The organism is Pseudomonas sp. KCJK9016, assembly GCF_046231795.1.
Lineage (GTDB): Bacteria > Pseudomonadota > Gammaproteobacteria > Pseudomonadales > Pseudomonadaceae > Aquipseudomonas > Aquipseudomonas bananamidigenes.
Genome location: NZ_JBJJMM010000014.1, coordinates 104,415 through 123,298, shown reverse-complemented (window position 1 = coordinate 123,298; position 18,884 = coordinate 104,415). Strand labels below are relative to the sequence as shown.

Below are 18,884 nucleotides of genomic sequence, written 5' to 3'. Positions count from 1 at the left end.
TGTTTGTTGTCATGTGAGCGATGACTCGACAAACAATGTAGACGAAGGAGCTGAAGCGGGAAGGAGAGGCAGGCTGTGGCGGGGAGCAGGCTCCCGCGCCACGGGGAGGCGATCAGGCCGACATGACTTCGCGGATGTCGCGGGCCAGTTCACGCACGCGCTCTTCTTCGGTGTCCCACGAGCACATGAAGCGTGCGCCGCCCTTGCCGATGAAGGTGTAGAAGCGCCAGCCGCGTGCGGTCAGGGCGGCGATGGCCGGTTCCGAGAGTTGCAGGAACACGCCGTTGGCCTGGACCGGGAACATCAGTTCCACGCCCGGAATGTCGCTGACCAGTTCCGCCAGCAGTTGCGCGCAGTGGTTGGCGTGGCGGGCATATTTGAGCCAGGCGTCGTTTTCCAGGATGCCGACCCACGGGGCCGACAGGAAGCGCATCTTTGACGCAAGCTGCCCGGCCTGTTTGCAGCGGTAGTCGAAGTCTTCGGCCAGTTTGTGGTTGAAGAAGAGGATCGCTTCGCCCACCGCCATGCCGTTTTTCGTGCCGCCAAAGCACAGCACATCGACGCCGGCCTTCCAGGTCAGGTCCGCCGGCGAGCAGCCGAGGAATGCACAGGCGTTGGAGAAACGCGCGCCGTCCATATGCAGGTTAAGGCCCAGTTCCTTGCAGGTGTCGCTGATGGCGCGGACTTCTTCCGGGGTGTAGACGCTGCCGACTTCGGTGGCCTGGGTCAGGGTCACGACGCGGGGTTTGGGGTAGTGGATGTCCTGACGCTTGAGGGCGACTTCGCGGATCGAGGCCGGGGTGATCTTGCCGTTCTCGGTGCCGGCGATCAGCAGTTTCGAGCCGTTGGAGAAGAACTCCGGCGCGCCGCATTCGTCGGTTTCGACGTGGGCGGTTTCCGAGCAGATCACGCTGTGGTAACTCTGGCACAGCGACGACAGGGCCAGGGAGTTGGCGGCGGTGCCGTTGAAGGCGAAGAACACTTCGCAGTCGGTCTCGAACAGCTTGCGGAAATAATCCGAGGCGCGTGCTGTCCACTCATCGTCGCCATAGGCGCGCTGGTGGCCGTGGTTGGCCTGTTCCATGGCAGCCCAGGCTTCAGGGCAGATACCGGAGTAGTTGTCGCTGGCGAATTGTTGGCTCTTGTCGGTCATGGCCGGCTTCCGTGATCGAGGCGCTTGTGGCGCTTCGTTGGTCAATGATGGTGCGCACTTTACCGAAGATCATCCGGGGAGCACACGGGATGTCGCTGTCAGAACTGTACAAGGATGCGAGCCGATTATGCACCTGAGCCGGCGCGACGGCGCACTCGATCTGCTCAAGTGGCTGGCGCTGCTGAGCATGCTGCTCGATCACCTGCGATATGTCGGGATCAGCGCCGATTGGCTGTATGTGCCGGGGCGGCTGGCGTTCCCGTGGTTCTGTCTGGCGATGGCGGCGAACCTGGCCCGTGTCGGCCCCGTCGGGACCGAATGGCGCTATCTGTGCCGCTTGTTGCTGTTCAGTCTGCTCAGCGAGATTCCCTACCGTTTGTACGTTCCCGATCCCGACACCTTGAACGTGATGCCCACGCTGGCGCTGGGCCTGCTGGTAGCTCGGGGCTGGCAGCATCGGGCGCCGCTTTCACGGCTGCTGGGCGTCGGCGCCTTGCTGGTGGCGGGGTTCTTCCCGCAGTGGCTGATGTTCGGTCTGTTCGGTGTTCTGTTGCCGCTGGCGATGCTGCTGGTGTTTCGTCGGCACTGGGCCCTTGGCCTGTTGCCGGGGCTGGTGTGTCTGGCGGCGAATCAGTGGCAGGTGCTCTTCGAATCCGCGCAGTTCGGCAACCGTGTGGCGGCCTTCGGCATTGCGGCCTGCCTGATCGCGCCGCTGTGCGGAATGTTCCTGTTGCGACATGCCACTTTCCTCCGCGCGCCACCCCTGCGTCGCTGGGCGTACGCGCTCTATCCCGCGCATTTCCTTGTGCTGTTCGCTGTCCGCGCGGCATACACATAACCCTGTGGGAGCGAGCCTGCTCGCGAAAGCGGTCTGTCAGGCAACTTCAATGTTGGATGTGCCGTCCTCTTCGCGAGCAGGCTCGCTCCCACAGGGATCTGCGCCGATTCGAAAGAGGGCATTTCACGCCATGTCGTAAACGCACCTTTGCGTGGCGTCCGTAGGCATTTGAGCTGCCTGCGCCGGCCATACCATCGGCATCAAAGGGCACTGCCATCCTTGCCAGTGCCTTACCGAGACGAATGGCGCACAGATGCCGCTGGGAGAGACGCGATGTTCAGCAAGCAAGACCGGATCCAGGGTTACGACGATGCACTGCTGGCGGCGATGAATGCCGAGGAGCAACGTCAGGAAGATCACATCGAGCTGATCGCGTCGGAGAACTACACCAGCAAACGCGTGATGGAAGCGCAGGGCAGCGGCCTGACCAACAAATACGCCGAAGGTTATCCGGGCAAGCGCTACTACGGTGGTTGCGAGCACGTCGACAAGGTTGAAGCGCTGGCCATCGAGCGCGCCAAACAATTGTTCGGCGCCGATTACGCCAACGTCCAGCCGCATTCCGGCTCCTCGGCCAACAGCGCCGTGTACCTGGCCCTGCTGCAGGCCGGCGACACCATTCTCGGCATGAGCCTGGCCCATGGTGGTCACCTGACCCACGGCGCCAAGGTGTCGTCCTCGGGCAAGCTGTACAACGCCGTGCAGTACGGCATCGACACCAGCACCGGTCTGATCGATTACGACGAAGTCGAGCGTCTGGCCGTCGAGCACAAACCGAAGATGATCGTCGCCGGTTTCTCGGCCTACTCGAAAACCCTCGACTTCCCGCGCTTCCGTCAGATCGCCGACAAGGTCGGTGCGCTGCTGTTCGTCGACATGGCCCACGTCGCCGGTCTGGTGGCCGCCGGTCTGTACCCGAATCCGTTGCCGTACGCTGACGTGGTCACCACCACCACCCACAAGACCCTGCGCGGTCCCCGTGGCGGCCTGATCCTGGCCAAGGCCAACGAAGAAATCGAGAAGAAGCTCAACGCCGCGGTATTCCCCGGCGCCCAGGGCGGCCCGCTGATGCACGTCATCGCCGCCAAGGCCGTGTGCTTCAAGGAAGCGCTGGAACCAGGCTTCAAGGCCTATCAGCGACAAGTGATCGACAACGCCCAGGCGATGGCGAGCGTCTTTATCAAACGTGGCTACGATGTAGTGTCCGGCGGCACCGACAACCATCTGTTCCTGGTCAGCCTGATCCGTCAGGGCCTCACCGGTAAAGACGCGGACGCCGCTCTCGGTCGCGCTCACATCACCGTCAACAAGAACGCCGTACCGAACGACCCGCAGTCACCGTTCGTCACTTCCGGCCTGCGCATCGGCACCCCGGCGGTGACCACGCGCGGCTTCAAGGTGGCGCAGTGCGTAACGCTGGCCGGCTGGATCTGCGACATCCTCGACAACCTCGGCGATGCCGATGTCGAGGCCAATGTCGCCCAGCAGGTTGCGGCCCTGTGCGCAGATTTCCCGGTTTATCGCTGAGCGTCCTGGAGTAAATGACTATGCAACGTTATTCGGGCTTCGGCCTCTTCAAGCACTCCCTCAGCCACCACGAAAACTGGCAGCGCATGTGGCGCACGCCGACCCCGAAAAAGGTCTACGACGTGGTCATCGTCGGCGGCGGCGGACACGGTCTGGCGACGGCCTACTATCTGGCCAAGGAACATGGCATCACCAACGTGGCCGTGGTCGAGAAGGGCTGGCTGGGCGGCGGCAACACCGCGCGCAACACCACCATCGTGCGCTCCAACTACCTGTGGGACGAGTCGGCGCACCTGTACGAACACGCGATGAAACTGTGGGAAGGTCTGTCTCAGGACTTGAACTACAACGTGATGTTCTCCCAGCGCGGCGTCTACAACCTGTGCCACACCCTGCAGGACATCCGTGATTCCGAACGTCGGGTGAGCGCCAACCGCCTCAACGGCGTCGACGGTGAATTGCTCAACGCCAAGCAGGTTGCGGACGAAATCCCGTACCTCGACTGCTCGAAAAACACCCGTTACCCGGTGATGGGCGCCACCGTCCAGCGTCGCGGCGGCGTGGCCCGTCACGATGCCGTGGCGTGGGGCTTTGCCCGTGCCGCCGATGCACTCGGCGTGGACCTGATCCAGCAGACCGAAGTGATCGGTTTTCGCAAGGAAAACGGCGTGTGCATCGGCGTCGAAACCAACAAGGGCTTCATCGGCGCCAAGCGCGTCGGCGTGGTCACCGCCGGTAACTCCGGGCACATGGCCAGGCTCGCCGGTTTCCGCCTGCCGATCGAATCCCACCCGCTGCAAGCGCTGGTGTCCGAACCGATCAAACCGATTATCGACAGCGTGATCATGTCCAACGCCGTGCACGGTTACATCAGCCAGTCCGACAAGGGCGACTTGGTGATCGGCGCCGGTATCGACGGCTACAACGGCTACGGCCAGCGTGGTTCGTACCCGGTGATCGAACACACCATCCAGGCCATCGTCGAGATGTTCCCGGTGCTGTCGCGGGTACGCATGAACCGCCAGTGGGGCGGCATCGTCGACACCACGCCGGACGCCTGCCCGATCATTTCGAAAACCCCGGTACCGAACATGTTCTTCAACTGCGGCTGGGGCACCGGCGGCTTCAAGGCCACACCGGGCTCGGGCAACGTGTTTGCCGCGAGCCTGGCCAAGGGTGAAATGCACCCGCTGGCCGCCCCGTTCTCCATCGACCGCTTCCACAGCGGTGCGTTGATCGACGAACACGGCGCTGCGGCTGTCGCCCACTAACAGGAGAAATTCCCATGTTGCACATCTTCTGTCCTCACTGCGGCGAACTGCGCTCCGAAGAGGAATTCCACGCTTCCGGCCAGGCGCACATCCCGCGTCCGCTGGATCCGAACAGCTGCACCGACGAGGAGTGGGGCGACTACATGTTCTTCCGCGACAACCCTCGCGGTCTGCACCACGAGTTGTGGGATCACGTCGCCGGTTGCCGCCAGTACTTCAACGTCACCCGCGACACCGTGACCTACGAGATCCTCGAAACCTACAAGATCGGCACCAAGCCGCAATTCACCGACAAGGCTGACCCTGCGAAAACAGCCACGACGGCGCTGGGAGAGAAGGTATGAGCCAGACCAATCGCCTGTCCAACGGTGGACGGATCGACCGCAACAAAGTGCTGAGCTTCACCTTCAACGGTCAGAGCTACAAAGGCTTCGAGGGCGACTCGCTGGCCTCGGCGCTGATCGCCAACGGCGTCGACATCATTGGCCGCAGCTTCAAGTATTCCCGCCCTCGCGGCATCTTCGCCGCCGGTGCCGAAGAGCCGAACGCGGTACTGCAGATCGGTGCGACCGAAGCCACTCAGATCCCTAACGTGCGCGCCACGCAGCAGGCGTTGTACCAGGGCCTGGTCGCCGCCAGCACCAACGGCTGGCCGAGCGTCAACAACGACATGATGGGGATTCTCGGCAAGGTCGGCGGCAAGCTGATGCCGCCGGGTTTCTACTACAAAACCTTCATGTACCCGCAATCGTTCTGGATGACGTACGAGAAGTACATTCGCAAGGCTGCCGGTCTCGGGCGCTCGCCGACCGAAGTCGATCCGGACACCTACGACTACATGAACCAGCACTGCGACGTGCTGATCGTCGGCGCCGGCCCGGCCGGTCTGGCTGCTGCCCTGGCCGCTGCGCGCAGCGGCGCCCGGGTGATCATCGCCGATGAACAGGAAGAGTTCGGCGGCAGCCTGCTCGACTCCCGCGAAAGCCTCGACGGCAAGCCTGCGATGGAGTGGGTCGCCAGTGTGGTGGCCGAACTGAAGAACACTCCGGACGTGCTGCTGTTGCCGCGCGCCACGGTCAACGGTTATCACGACCATAACTTCCTGACCATTCATGAGCGCCTCACCGATCACCTCGGCGACCGCGCGCCGATCGGACAGGTGCGTCAGCGTATCCACCGCGTCCGCGCCAAGCGTGTGGTGCTGGCCACAGGCGCCCACGAGCGTCCGCTGGTCTACGGCAACAACGACGTGCCGGGCAACATGTTGGCCGGTGCAGTCTCGACTTACGTGCGCCGTTACGGCGTGGCACCGGGTAAAAAACTGGTGCTGACCACCAACAACGATCATGCCTACCGCGTGGCGCTGGACTGGCTCGACGCCAGCCTGCAAGTGGTGGCCATCGCCGACGCCCGCAGCAATCCACGGGGTGCGCTGGTGGAAGAGGCCCGCGCCAAAGGCATTCGCATCCTCACCGGCAGCGCTGTGATCGAGGCCCGTGGCAGCAAGCGTGTGACCGCTGCCCGGGTGGCGGCCATCGACGTGAAAGGCCATGCCGTGACCAGTCCCGGCGAATGGCTGGACTGCGACGTGATCGCCAGTTCCGGCGGCTACAGCCCGGTGGTGCACCTGGCTTCGCACCTGGGTGGCAAGCCGATCTGGCGCGAAGACATCCTCGGTTTCGTACCGGGGGAAGCACCGCAGAAACGCGTGTGTGTCGGTGGCATCAATGGCGTCTACGGCCTCGGCGATTCCCTGGCCGATGGTTTTGAAGGTGGCGTGCGCGCTGCGGCCGAAGCCGGTTTCCAGACTGTGGAAGGCGTGTTGCCGAAAGCCTTGAGCCGCCACGAAGAACCGACGCTGGCGCTGTTCCAGGTGCCGCACGAGAAGGGTACTTCCCGGGCGCCGAAGCAATTCGTCGACCTGCAGAACGACGTGACCGCCGCCGCCATCGAACTGGCGACCCGCGAAGGTTTCGAGTCGGTCGAGCACGTCAAACGCTACACCGCCCTGGGCTTCGGCACCGATCAGGGCAAGCTTGGCAACGTCAACGGCCTGGCGATTGCCGCCCGTTCGCTGAACGTGACCATCCCGCAGATGGGCACCACGATGTTCCGTCCGAACTACACGCCGGTCACGTTCGGTGCGGTAGCGGGCCGTCACTGTGGGCACATCTTCGAGCCTGTGCGTTACACCGCGCTGCATCAGTGGCACCTGAAAAACGGCGCCGAGTTCGAAGACGTCGGCCAGTGGAAACGTCCGTGGTACTTCCCGAAAAACGGCGAAGACATGCATGCCGCCGTCAAACGCGAGTGCAAGGCCGTGCGTGACAGCGTCGGTCTGCTGGACGCTTCGACCCTGGGCAAGATCGACATCCAGGGCCCGGACGCCCGCGAGTTCCTCAACCGCGTGTACACCAACGCCTGGACCAAGCTCGACGTGGGCAAGGCCCGCTACGGCCTGATGTGCAAGGAAGACGGCATGGTCTTCGACGACGGTGTGACGGCGTGTCTGGCCGACAACCATTTCGTCATGACCACCACCACTGGCGGCGCGGCTCGCGTACTGCAGTGGCTGGAGCTGTACCACCAGACCGAATGGCCAGAGATGAAGGTGTACTTCACCTCCGTCACCGACCACTGGGCGACCATGACCCTGTCCGGCCCGAACAGCCGCAAGCTGCTCAGCGCCGTGACCGACATCGATCTGGGTAATGAAGCGTTCCCGTTCATGACCTGGAAAGAAGGGCTGGTCGGCGGTGTGCCGGCGCGGGTGTTCCGTATCTCGTTCACCGGCGAGCTGTCGTACGAAGTCAACGTCCAGGCCGACTACGCGATGGGCGTGCTGGAAAAAATCGTCGAGGCTGGCAAGCAGTACAACCTGACCCCGTACGGCACCGAAACCATGCACGTGCTGCGGGCCGAGAAGGGCTTCATCATCGTCGGCCAGGACACCGACGGCTCGATGACCCCGGACGACCTGAACATGGGCTGGTGTGTCGGCCGTACCAAACCGTTCTCGTGGATCGGCCAGCGCGGCATGAACCGTGAAGACTGCGTGCGTGACCAGCGCAAACAACTGGTGGGCCTGAAGCCGATCGACCCGACCAAATGGCTGCCGGAAGGTGCGCAACTGGTGTTCAACACCAAGCAGGCGATCCCGATGACCATGGTCGGCCACGTGACCTCCAGCTACGCGCACAACTCCCTCGGCTATTCGTTTGCCCTGGGCGTGGTCAAGGGCGGTCTGAAGCGCATGGGCGAGCGGGTGTTCGCACCGCTGGCGGATGGCAGCGTGATCGAGGCGGAAATCGTTTCTTCGGTGTTCTTCGATCCGAAGGGTGATCGCCAGAACATCTGACGGCTCGAGAATGGTGGGCGGGCGGCTATTCGCGAGCAGGCTCGCTCCCACATTCGACCGCGTTCCCCTGTGGGAGCGAGCCTGCTCGCGAAAGCGGCAGATCAGCCACTACAGGAACCAACAGAATTCAGGAAGGTGCTTTATGACCGCAGCCAACGTTTACCAACAACGCCCGACCACCGGTGCCAAGGCCGAGTCGTCGCTGCATCACGCCGACCTCGCCAGCCTGGTCGGCAAGGGTCGCAAGAATGCCGGCGTGATCGTGCGTGAAAAGAAACTTCTCGGCCATCTGACCATTCGTGGCGACGGCCACGATGCCGCGTTCGCTGCCGGCGTGCACAAGGCCCTGGGCATCGAGTTGCCGGGTGCCCTGAGCGTGATCGTCAAAGGTGAAACCAGTCTGCAATGGATGGGGCCGGACGAATGGCTGCTGATCGTGCCAAGCGGCGAAGAGTTCGCCGCCGAGCAGAAGCTGCGCGAAGCGCTGGGCGATCTGCATATCGCGATCGTCAACGTCAGCGGCGGCCAGCAAGTGCTCGAACTGAGCGGCCCGAACGTGCGTCAGGTGCTGATGAAATCCACCAGCTATGACGTGCACCCGAACAACTTCCCGGTCGGCAAGGCCGTGGGCACGGTGTTCGCCAAGTCGCAGCTGATGATTCGCCACACCGCCGAAGACACCTGGGAACTGCTCATCCGTCGCAGCTTCTCGGATTACTGGTGGTTGTGGTTGCAGGATGCGTCCGCCGAATACGGCCTTAGCGTTCAGGCGTAATGATCGTTCCCACGCTGTGCGTGGGAACGAGTAGAGGAGAAAAACAACAATGAGCCGCGCCCCGGATACATGGATTCTGACCGCCGACTGCCCCAGCGTGCTCGGCACCGTGGACGCGGTGACGCGTTTTCTGTTCGAGCAGGGCTGCTACGTCACCGAGCACCACTCGTTCGACGACCGGCTCTCGGGCCGGTTCTTCATTCGGGTGGAATTCCGTCAGCCCGAGGGTTTTGACGAGCAATCCTTCCGTGCCGGCCTCGCCGAGCGTGGGCAGGCGTTCGGGATGATCTTCGAGCTGACCGCGCCAAATTACCGGCCAAAAGTAGTGATCATGGTCTCCAAGGCCGATCACTGCCTCAATGACTTGCTCTACCGCCAGCGCATCGGCCAGTTGTCCATGGACGTGGCGGCGGTGGTGTCCAACCACCCGGACCTCAAGCCGCTGGCCGACTGGCACCAGATTCCCTACTACCATTTCCCCCTCGACCCCAACGACAAACCGGCCCAGGAGCGTCAGGTGTGGCAGGTGATCGAGGAGGCCGGCGCCGAACTGGTGATCCTCGCCCGCTACATGCAGGTGCTTTCACCGGAGCTGTGCCGCAAGCTCGATGGCAAGGCGATCAACATTCATCACTCGCTGCTGCCGGGCTTCAAGGGCGCCAAGCCGTATCACCAGGCCTACAACAAGGGCGTGAAACTGGTGGGGGCCACGGCGCATTACATCAACAACGACCTAGACGAGGGGCCGATCATCGCCCAGGGCGTCGAGGCGGTGGATCACAGTCATTACCCCGAAGACCTGATTGCCAAGGGCCGCGACATCGAAGGCCTGACCCTGGCACGGGCCGTCGGGTATCACATCGAAAGAAGGGTTTTTTTGAACGCCAATCGCACCGTCGTTCTTTAAATTGCTATCGCGAGCAAGCTCGCTCCCACAGGGTTTTGTGTCGTTCACAAAATTTGAAACCAACAGGACCTTGTGGGAGCTGCGGTTCGACGGTTCGACTTGACGGCGATTAGGCCATAACAGGCAACACAAGAATCAGCATCTGTACCCGAGCACTTAACGCGCTGCCTGCCTGGGCGGCGCAGTTCCATAAAAACAACAGCGAGGTGAAAGCATGTCTGGCAATCGTGGTGTGGTGTATCTCGGCGCTGGCAAGGTCGAAGTGCAGAAAATCGACTATCCGAAAATGCAGGATCCGCGCGGCAGGAAGATCGAGCACGGTGTCATCCTGCGTGTGGTTTCAACCAACATTTGCGGCTCCGACCAGCACATGGTGCGTGGCCGCACCACCGCCCAGGTCGGTCTGGTGCTGGGGCACGAGATCACCGGTGAAGTGATCGAGAAGGGCAGCGACGTCGAAAGCCTGAAAATCGGCGACCTGGTGTCCGTTCCGTTCAACGTGGCTTGCGGACGCTGCCGTTCCTGCAAGGAGCAACACACCGGCGTCTGCCTGACCGTCAACCCGGCCCGCGCCGGCGGTGCCTATGGTTACGTCGACATGGGCGACTGGACCGGTGGCCAGGCCGAATACGTGCTGGTGCCGTACGCCGACTTCAACCTGCTGAAACTGCCGGACCGCGACAAGGCCATGGAGAAAATCCGTGACCTGACCTGCCTCTCCGACATTCTGCCGACCGGTTACCACGGCGCCGTCACCGCGGGCGTTGGACCGGGCAGTACCGTTTACATTGCCGGTGCAGGCCCGGTCGGTCTGGCTGCTGCCGCCTCCGCCCGTTTGCTCGGCGCTGCGGTGGTGATCGTCGGCGACGTCAACACCATTCGCCTGGCCCACGCCAAGGCACAGGGTTTCGAAATCGTCGACCTGTCGAAAGACACCCCGTTGCATGAACAGATCGCTGCATTGCTGGGCGAGCCTGAAGTGGATTGTGCGGTGGACTGCGTGGGCTTCGAAGCCCGCGGCCATGGTCACGACGGCGTCAAGCACGAAGCCCCGGCCACGGTGCTCAACTCGCTGATGGGGGTGGTACGCGTGGCGGGCAAGATCGGTATTCCGGGCCTGTACGTGACCGAGGATCCGGGCGCTGTCGATGCCGCTGCCAAGACGGGCAGCCTGAGCATCCGCTTTGGTCTGGGCTGGGCCAAATCTCATAGCTTCCACACCGGACAGACTCCGGTGATGAAGTACAACCGCCAACTGATGCAGGCGATCATGTGGGACCGCATCAACATCGCCGAAGTGGTGGGGGTGCAGGTCATCAGCCTCGACCAGGCGCCGGAAGGCTACGGCGAGTTCGATGCCGGTGTGCCGAAGAAGTTTGTGATTGATCCGCACAAGTTGTTCAGTGCGGCGTAAGTTGTAACCAGGAAAAAGGGCGACCGTCAGGTCGCCCTTTTTCTTTGAGTGGGTGTGTCTTGCCACAGAGGCTTTCGATTAATGGAAAGCGCACGTTTGAACGTCACCGCCCTGGGTCGCGCAATCATCGTTACTCCAGCCGTTTCCCGTCAGGCTGATCGGCGAGCCCTTTTTCAAGACCAGTGAGGCGCCGATTTCCGACCCCTTGCTTTCATATTGGCAGATGACTCTGGCCGCGTTGGTCGTCGTTTCTTTTGCCCGTGCGGCTGTGAATGGCAGCGCCCGGACATCACTCTCACTGGCATTGCCGGGATCGACATCGACTTCAACCACGCCATAGGGGCTCGTTGCTTCGAACTTGCCGTCACTCAGTTTTTTGAATGAAGTTGCCTCCAGGCAGTCCGCGTAGGCAGTGCCGCCAAGCGTCAGGACGATGACGGAACCGGCAATCAGATACTTGAGCATGGGTCGTACTCCGTTACAGGGTTGGAGTACGCATGTTCAAGGATTGTCGTTTTTGCAGGTACTGTCAGATCTGACAGTCAATAAGTCTGTTTCGGAATAAAGGACGGGCTGTACTCGCCGGTTTCGGCAGGTATACAGACAAATGCGGCCCTGCTGCCCCTGCCGTTCATCAGCGGGTCGGCGGTGTTTCACTTTTTCTGTACATGGCCGCGTTCAAAATGCATGCGCTGCGCTCGGAACATGCCGATGGATACTCGGTCAAATCCGCAGTTTTCCCTTCGTTACTGAAGGGTTTCACGCCACAAGAGGATGTCTGAATGAAGATTTCACGCGGTTTTGCCCTGGCATCGCTCCTGACCCTGGCGGCAGGGCCGGTGTTTGCCGGTTTCAGTCTGAATGACGTGGCCGGTGCGGTATCGGGCATGCAGGGCGGGGACAAGGCCGCCGCTGCAGCGCCGACTTCGGAAACCGCCGGTCTGTTGAGTGCCTTGAGCGCGCTGAACGTCACGCCGCAGCAAGCGGTCGGCGGCACCAGTGCCATGCTGGGGCTGGCGAAAAACCAGCTCAGCAACACGGATTATTCGCAACTGGCCAAGGATGTGCCGGGGATCGACAAACTCTCCGGCGGCGGTGGCAATCTGGCGGCCCTGAGCGGATTGCTGGGTTCGTCCGGCAAGTCCGCCGGACTGGAAAATGCTCTGGGCAACGTCAAGGACACCAATGACCTGAACAACGCTTTCGGTGCGCTGGGCATGGACAGCAGCATGGTTGGCCAGTTTGCCCCGATTCTTCTGCAGTATCTCGGTCAGCAGGGTGTCGGCGGCTCGCTGCTGCAAAGTCTGGGCAGCATCTGGGGCACCGGCAACTGATCAGCCGCGCTCGTTGCGCAGCTCGGCAATGCGCCGGTCCTTCTCGTTCCAGAGCTGGTTGACCCAGCTCTGGATTTTCTCGCGAAACAGCGGATCGTTCTCGTAGTCGCCCTGCCACAGCGACGGGTCCAGCTCACGGGTTCGGATGTCGATGATCACCCGTGGGACGTTGCCGCTGATCAGGTCCCAGAAACCCGGAATCCTCGGCTGCGGATAAACCACAGTCACATCCAGAATCGCGTCCAGCTGTTCGCCCATTGCCGCCAGCACGAATGCCACACCGCCAGCCTTGGGCTTGAGCAGGTGATTGAACGGTGACTGCTGCTGGGTGCTTTTGGCGGCGGTATAGCGGGTGCCTTCCAGATAGTTCACCACGGTCACCGGCTGACGCTTGAACAGCTCGCACGCCGCTTTGGTGATTTCCAGATCCTTGCCGGCGAGCTCCGGGTTTTTCGCCAGGAACGCCTTGGTGTAGCGCTTCATGAACGGGTAATCCAGCGCCCACCAGGCCAGGCCCAGGAACGGCACCCAGATCAATTCCTTTTTGAGGAAGAATTTGAAGAATGGCGTGCGCCGGTTGAGGGTCTGGATCAGGGCCGGGATATCGACCCAGGACTGATGGTTGCTGATCACCAGATAGGACGTGTCACCGCGCAGGTCATCGCCGCCACGGATGTCCCATTGCGTGGGGATGCACAGACGGAAGATCAGTTTGTCGATTTCCGCCCAGGTCTCGGCGATCCACATCACCGCCCATGAGGCGTAGTCCCGAAAGCGTCCCGGCAGGATCAGCTTGAGCAGGGCGAACACCATCAATGGGCCGAACAGCACCAGGGTGTTGAGCAACAGCAGCAGGGTGACGAGACAGCCGGTGAGCAGGCGGCGCATAAGCAACTCTTGAAGGCGGATGGGCGCGCCATGATAAGTGGCTTCGGGCGACAGGCCAAATCGGCGGTGACGAATGTTTCACCTTTGGCGCGTTAGCCTTGCGGGAACGATCAAGCGGACAACGGTCTAAAATCTCGCTTCAGAGCCCCCATTTCCCAAGGAAGTCTTTTACGTGAAATCTCTCCTTGCATTGCTTTCCTTCATCGCCCTGCCGGTGCTGGCGGCCGAGCCGACCCTTTACGGGCGCTACGAATACATCGCGCTGCCGGAAATCGGCGGCCAGGTGCTCAAGGCGAAAATGGACACCGGCGCGCTGACCGCGTCGTTGTCGGCCAAGGACATCGAGACCTTTACCCGTGATGGTGAAGACTGGGTTCGTTTCCGCCTCGCCACCAAAGACGCGAGTAACCAGGTGTACGAACACAAGATCGCGCGGATCAGCAAGATCAAGAATCGTTCTGATGAAGAGGACGAGGGCGATAGCACCGAAGTGGCCAAGCGTCCCGTGGTCGATCTGGAACTGTGCCTGGGCAACGTCAAGCGCACCGTCGAGGTCAACCTGACCGACCGCAGCCATTTCAATTATCCGTTGCTGATCGGTGCCAAGGCTCTGCGTGAGTTCGGTGCGGCGGTGAACCCGGCCCGGCGTTTCACCGCCGACAAGCCGGACTGCTAAGTGGTCTCATTGACGTAACGTCAGGCTTGGGGCACCGTTCGCGCACTCATTCCACAGGCTTGGACGCCATGCCTCATATCCTGATTGTCGAAGACGAAGCGGCGATTGCCGATACGCTGATTTTTGCCTTGCAGGGCGAGGGCTTCACCACGACCTGGCTGAGCCTCGGCGCGGCAGCGCTGGACTATCAGCGCCAGACACCGGCCGATCTGATCATCCTCGACATCGGCTTGCCGGATATCAGCGGTTTCGAAACCTGCAAGCAACTGCGTCGGTTCAGCGAAGTGCCGGTGCTGTTCCTCAGTGCCCGGGATGCTGAAATCGACCGGGTGGTGGGCCTGGAAATCGGCGCCGACGACTACGTGGTCAAGCCGTTCAGCCCACGGGAAGTGGCGGCGCGGGTCCGGGCGATCCTCAAGCGCATGGCCCCACGTGCGCCGGTCGACGCATGGTCGGGGATGTTCAGCATCGATCCCGAACGAGTGAAGATCAGTTATCGCGGGCAGCCCCTGAACCTGACCCGGCACGAATTCCGTCTGCTGCAATGCCTGCTTGAACAACCGGAACGGGTATTCAGCCGCGAGCAGTTGCTCGATGCGTTGGGCGTGGCAGCCGACGCCGGTTACGAACGCAGCATCGATAGCCACATCAAAAGCGTGCGCGCCAAGCTGCGTCTGGTGCGCGCCGAGGCCGAGCCGATCCAGACCCATCGCGGCCTCGGTTACAGCTACAGCCCGGGGCACAGCTGATGCCGCTCGGGCTGCGAATTTTTCTGGTCTATGTGCTGTTCATCGGCCTCACCGGTTATTTCGTGCTCAACACCGTGATGGAAGAAATCCGTCCCGGCGTGCGTCAGTCCACCGAAGAAACCCTGGTCGACACCGCCAACCTGATGGCGGAAATTCTCAAGGATGATTTCAAGGCCGGTACCCTCAGCCAGAATCGCTGGCCCGAGCTGCTCCGGGCCTACGGCGAGCGCCAGCCGAAAGCGACGATCTGGGGCCTCCCGAAGAACCAGGTCAACCACCGCATTTACGTTACCGACGCCAAGGGCATCGTGGTGCTGGACTCCAGCGGTCTGGCGGTCGGTCAGGATTACTCGCGCTGGAACGACGTCTACCTGACCCTGCGCGGCGAATACGGCGCGCGCTCCAGCCGCAGTGACCCCAATGATCCGAACTCGTCGGTCATGCACGTCGGCGCGCCGATCCGCGACGATGGCCGGATCATCGGTGTGGTCACGGTGGCCAAGCCCAACAGTTCATTGCAGCCCTACGTCGACCGGACCGAGCGCCGGTTGCTGGCTTATGGCGCTGGGTTGATCGCGCTGGGCCTGCTGTTTGGGGCGTTGTTGTCGTGGTGGCTGAGCCGGGCGCTGCACCGTTTGACCGGTTATGCCCAGGCGGTCAGCGAGGGACGGCGGGTGGAAGTACCGCACTATCGCGGTGGCGAGCTGAAACAACTGGCAGGCGCCGTCGAGCAGATGCGTACTCAGCTCGAGGGCAAGGCCTATGTCGAGCGCTATGTCCACACCCTGACCCATGAGTTGAAGAGCCCGCTGGCGGCGATTCGCGGTGCCGCCGAGTTGCTGCAGAGTGAAATGCCACGGGCGCAACGGCAGCGATTTGTCGGCAACATCGACAGCGAAAGTGCGCGCATGCAGCAATTGATCGAGCGGCTGCTCGATCTGGCTCAGGTTGAACAGCGCCAGGCGCTGGAAGAGCGTGTCGCCGTGCCGCTCGCGGCGCTGGTGGATGAGGTGTTGCACGCGCAGGCCGCGCGCATTGAAAGCAAACAGCTGCGAGTCGAGTGCACTGTCGCGGCGGAGTTGACGCTGATCGGTGAGCCGTTTCTGTTGCGTCAAGCCTTGGGCAATCTGCTGGAAAATGCGCTGGATTTCACCCCGTCAGGGGGGCTGCTGCGATTTGACGCCGAACGAGTTGGCGAGCAGGTCGAGTTTTGCCTGTTCAATGAGGCCGAGCCGATTCCCGATTACGCATTGGCGCGCCTGACCGAGCGCTTCTACTCACTGCCGCGCCCCGAGAGTGGACGCAAAAGCACCGGGCTTGGGCTGAACTTCGTCGAGGAAGTGGCCAAGCTGCATGGAGGCTCTCTGCACATCGACAACCTTGAAGGTGGCGTGCAGGTGCGATTGCACCTGCCGGGATCACTCAGGACAGGGTCGCCGTCTCGCTGAGGCGGGCCTTGCTTTTGCGATGCGCCCATTGCAACGCCGGTCGTTCAATGCAGATCCAGGAAGCGGCGGCCAGCACGATCACGACCAGCGCCGACACGATCATGGACGGCACGAATGGCAGCGAGGTCTTGTTGATCACCAACTGCTGCACGGGAAACGCATACAAATAGATGCCGTAAGACAGATCGAACCGGCCCCGAAGGGTGCCGTCGACATACAGCAGACCCAGACTCAGTGTCGCCAGGCAAATGCACAGCGTGACGACGACGCCGGCCATCGGCGTACCCGTTGCAAGCGGAATCAGGCCGAGGCAGGCCGCCAGCGTTATTGCTAATCGATGTCTGGCGCCCAGGTATTGCTTGTAGAAAGCCAGGAGCGACCCGGCAAAAAAGGCGATACCGGCATAGCCATACACCGCCAGTTTCTGAGCCAGCGCCGAGGCGGGGCCATTGCCCAGCACATAGGTCGCAATACAGAACGCCACCAGCGTTGCACTGACCATCGCCGCCCGGCGGTACAGACTCAACGCGGCCGCCACCAGCAGATAAAAGGCGAATTCGATCTTCAGCGTCCACAGACTGCCATTGAAAGACTCGCTGAAGATAAAGCCGTTGGTGATTTCATCGATTGCCGCGCGACCGAACAACGAGATGCGCAGGAAGTCGATCAGCGCCGCGGGACCGGTGACATAGCCGTCGGCCAATATCCCGCCCGCCACAAACGTCATGATGAATGCGCAAGCGATCAGCGCCGGGAAAATCCGCGCGACACGCTTGGCCAGATAGTCGGTTACGCTGCTGGCATTGAGGAAACTATGGGTGATCAGCAGGCCGGAGATCGAGAAGAAGGCGATGACGGCGATGCCCCCCAATGAGTTGTAACCGGCGATGCCGGGCTCTTCCAGGCCTGAAAGCGCGAAGTGGTGACTGACCAGCACCATCAGTGCCGCAAAATGCCTGATCAAGTCGAATGAGTTGTTTCTCAACTGAATAATCCTTGTTCGAAACCGGCCCGCACTGTTCGCATGGTCCTGTATTCAATGACGGGAACAGCGTTTTACAGGTATTTCCACACAAAGCCCACAAAACCGCCATCACAAACCCATACAGCATTTGCAGACTCGCCCCATTCCAACAAGGGAGCGTTCTGATGAACCGAAATCTGACATTCAAGCTCGGGGCCATTGCCCTGTTGATCCTGTTACTGCTGATTCCGCTGCTGATGATCGATGGCGTTATCGATGACCGTCAGCAACGGCGTGACGGCGTCCTCGAAGAGATCGCCAGAAGTTCCAGCTACAGCCAGCAGATAAGCGGGCCGGTGATGGTGGTGCCGTATCGCAAAGTGGTGCGCACCTGGAAAACCAAAGACAAGAGCGGCGAGCGTTACCAGGAAATCGGCGAAGAGCGTGGGCGTCTGTATTTCCTGCCGGAGCGTTTTGAGCTCGACGGCCAGGTACAGACCGAGCTGCGCGCCCGGGGCATTTACGAAGCGCGGCTGTTCCATGCCGACAACCGCATCAGCGGGCACTTCGCGCTGCCGGCACAGTTGGGGATCAAGGAGGACTTTGCCGATTACACCTTCGATGCGCCGTTCCTGGCGGTCGGCATCAGCGATATTCGCGGGATCGAAAATGCCCTGAAGCTGGAGCTGGGCGCGCAGCGTCTGGACTTCGTGCCCGGCACCCAGGTTGGCTGGCTGGGCGAGGGTGTGCGAGTGACGCTGCCGGCGCTGGACACCAGCAAGACCACGGAACTGGCCTTCGGTTTCGACCTGCGCTTGCAAGGCACTGGCTCGTTACAGGTGCTGCCGGTGGGCAAGACCAGCCGCGTGAACCTGGCTGCCAACTGGCCGCACCCGAGTTTCATCGGCAATTTCCTGCCGGCCAGGCGTGAAGTCAGCGATCAGGGGTTCAGTGCCGACTGGCAGACCTCGTTCTTCTCTACCAACCTGCAAGAAGCCATGAATCGTTGCGCTTCGGGAGACGACTGCGAGGCGTTCAACAGCCGCAGCTTCGGGGTGAGTTTCATCGATCCGGTGGATCAGTACCTGAAGAGTGACCGGGCGATCAAATATGCGCTGTTGTTCATCGTTCTGACGTTCGCCGGTTTCTTTCTGTTCGAGATATTGAAAAGCCTGGCGGTGCACCCGGTGCAGTACGCGCTGGTGGGGGTGGCGCTGGCGTTCTTCTATCTGTTGCTGCTGTCGTTGTCTGAACACCTGGGGTTTGCCCTGGCGTATCTGCTGTCGGCCAGTGGTTGCGTGTTGCTGATCGGTTTTTATGTCTGCCATGTGCTGCGCAGCGTGCGCCACGGCCTGAGTTTTTCGGCAGGGCTGGCGGCGCTGTATGGCCTGCTGTATGGCTTGCTGAGCGCCGAGGACTATGCGCTGCTGATGGGCTCGCTGTTGCTGTTCGGCCTGCTGGGCGTGTTCATGGTGCTGACCCGTAACCTGGACTGGTACGGCGTCGGGCAGAAACCGGCCAAGCCCCTGGAGTTTGATCTCGGAGCGGTGCAATGAGCCGGTTCGTGGGGTTGCGTGAGGAG

17 protein-coding genes are annotated in these 18,884 nt (G+C 61.7%); 13 read left to right on the top strand and 4 right to left on the bottom strand.

The features are described 5' to 3' along the window. Positions 1 to 112: 112 nt before the first annotated feature. The gene (locus ACK6BI_RS15785) at positions 113 to 1,153 is read right to left on the bottom strand and encodes a low specificity L-threonine aldolase (protein ID WP_007959802.1); all 1,041 of its coding nucleotides are present in this window, start codon (positions 1,151 to 1,153) and stop codon (positions 113 to 115) included. A gap of 127 nt (positions 1,154 to 1,280) precedes the next feature. Between ACK6BI_RS15785 and ACK6BI_RS15780 the strand changes: the two genes are divergently transcribed. The 8 genes from ACK6BI_RS15780 (at position 1,281) to fdhA (ending at position 11,243) form a co-directional block, all read left to right on the top strand. After that, on the top strand, positions 1,281 to 1,991 hold the full coding sequence (locus tag ACK6BI_RS15780; RefSeq protein WP_409317789.1) for a TraX family protein: 711 nt from the start codon (positions 1,281 to 1,283) through the stop codon (positions 1,989 to 1,991). A gap of 273 nt (positions 1,992 to 2,264) precedes the next feature. Then, positions 2,265 to 3,518 carry a serine hydroxymethyltransferase gene (gene glyA / locus ACK6BI_RS15775; protein ID WP_260521292.1) on the top strand — a complete coding sequence of 418 codons (1,254 nt, stop codon included), beginning with the start codon at positions 2,265 to 2,267 and terminating at the stop codon, positions 3,516 to 3,518. 20 nt (positions 3,519 to 3,538) lie between these two features. Beyond that, positions 3,539 to 4,789: a sarcosine oxidase subunit beta gene (locus ACK6BI_RS15770; protein WP_065260219.1), complete on the top strand. Its 1,251-nt coding sequence runs from the start codon at positions 3,539 to 3,541 to the stop codon at positions 4,787 to 4,789. 14 nt (positions 4,790 to 4,803) lie between these two features. After that, positions 4,804 to 5,133, top strand: a complete 330-nt coding sequence (locus ACK6BI_RS15765; RefSeq protein ID WP_169432215.1) for a sarcosine oxidase subunit delta — start codon at positions 4,804 to 4,806, stop codon at positions 5,131 to 5,133. After that, positions 5,130 to 8,147, top strand: coding sequence for a sarcosine oxidase subunit alpha (locus tag ACK6BI_RS15760; RefSeq protein ID WP_409317788.1), 3,018 nt, complete (start codon positions 5,130 to 5,132; stop codon positions 8,145 to 8,147). Before ACK6BI_RS15765 ends, ACK6BI_RS15760 begins: the two co-directional genes overlap by 4 nt. A 142-nt stretch (positions 8,148 to 8,289) precedes the next feature. Continuing rightward, positions 8,290 to 8,922, top strand: coding sequence for a sarcosine oxidase subunit gamma (locus ACK6BI_RS15755; protein ID WP_207863740.1), 633 nt, complete (start codon positions 8,290 to 8,292; stop codon positions 8,920 to 8,922). Between the two features lie 49 nt (positions 8,923 to 8,971). Further along, a complete protein-coding gene (gene purU, locus ACK6BI_RS15750) occupies positions 8,972 to 9,829 on the top strand; it encodes a formyltetrahydrofolate deformylase (protein WP_085688556.1) in 858 nt (285 codons plus the stop codon). A gap of 214 nt (positions 9,830 to 10,043) precedes the next feature. After that, complete coding sequence (gene fdhA, locus ACK6BI_RS15745; protein ID WP_065261892.1) at positions 10,044 to 11,243, top strand: formaldehyde dehydrogenase, glutathione-independent; 1,200 nt, start codon at positions 10,044 to 10,046, stop codon at positions 11,241 to 11,243. A gap of 78 nt (positions 11,244 to 11,321) precedes the next feature. On the opposite strand, the gene ACK6BI_RS15740 is transcribed toward fdhA, so the two are convergent. Beyond that, on the bottom strand, positions 11,322 to 11,708 hold the full coding sequence (locus tag ACK6BI_RS15740) for a hypothetical protein (RefSeq protein WP_409317787.1): 387 nt from the start codon (positions 11,706 to 11,708) through the stop codon (positions 11,322 to 11,324). A gap of 317 nt (positions 11,709 to 12,025) precedes the next feature. On the opposite strand from ACK6BI_RS15740, the gene ACK6BI_RS15735 reads away from it, so the two are divergent. After that, positions 12,026 to 12,577, top strand: a complete 552-nt coding sequence (locus tag ACK6BI_RS15735; RefSeq protein WP_409317786.1) for a DUF2780 domain-containing protein — start codon at positions 12,026 to 12,028, stop codon at positions 12,575 to 12,577. Here ACK6BI_RS15735 and ACK6BI_RS15730 read toward each other — a convergent pair whose 3' ends face one another. After that, positions 12,578 to 13,465 carry an acyltransferase gene (locus tag ACK6BI_RS15730; RefSeq protein ID WP_409317785.1) on the bottom strand — a complete coding sequence of 296 codons (888 nt, stop codon included), beginning with the start codon at positions 13,463 to 13,465 and terminating at the stop codon, positions 12,578 to 12,580. A gap of 172 nt (positions 13,466 to 13,637) precedes the next feature. Between ACK6BI_RS15730 and ACK6BI_RS15725 the strand changes: the two genes are divergently transcribed. The 3 genes from ACK6BI_RS15725 to creC all read left to right on the top strand — a co-directional run bounded on the left by ACK6BI_RS15725 (position 13,638) and on the right by creC (position 16,338). Then, entirely contained in the window at positions 13,638 to 14,141 is a 504-nt protein-coding gene (locus ACK6BI_RS15725; RefSeq protein ID WP_409317784.1) for an ATP-dependent zinc protease, read from the top strand. 68 nt (positions 14,142 to 14,209) lie between these two features. Continuing rightward, positions 14,210 to 14,890 (top strand): two-component system response regulator CreB, encoded by a 681-nt coding sequence (creB, locus tag ACK6BI_RS15720; protein ID WP_409317783.1) that lies wholly within the window; start codon positions 14,210 to 14,212, stop codon positions 14,888 to 14,890. Continuing rightward, complete coding sequence (gene creC, locus ACK6BI_RS15715) at positions 14,890 to 16,338, top strand: two-component system sensor histidine kinase CreC (protein ID WP_409317782.1); 1,449 nt, start codon at positions 14,890 to 14,892, stop codon at positions 16,336 to 16,338. The genes creB and creC overlap by 1 nt, the downstream gene beginning before the upstream one ends. On the opposite strand, the gene ACK6BI_RS15710 is transcribed toward creC, so the two are convergent. After that, positions 16,313 to 17,323: an acyltransferase family protein gene (locus ACK6BI_RS15710; protein WP_409317781.1), complete on the bottom strand. Its 1,011-nt coding sequence runs from the start codon at positions 17,321 to 17,323 to the stop codon at positions 16,313 to 16,315. The genes creC and ACK6BI_RS15710 overlap by 26 nt on opposite strands. 164 nt (positions 17,324 to 17,487) lie before the next feature. On the opposite strand from ACK6BI_RS15710, the gene creD reads away from it, so the two are divergent. After that, positions 17,488 to 18,858, top strand: coding sequence for a cell envelope integrity protein CreD (gene creD, locus ACK6BI_RS15705; RefSeq protein WP_409317780.1), 1,371 nt, complete (start codon positions 17,488 to 17,490; stop codon positions 18,856 to 18,858). Positions 18,859 to 18,884 lie beyond the last annotated feature (26 nt).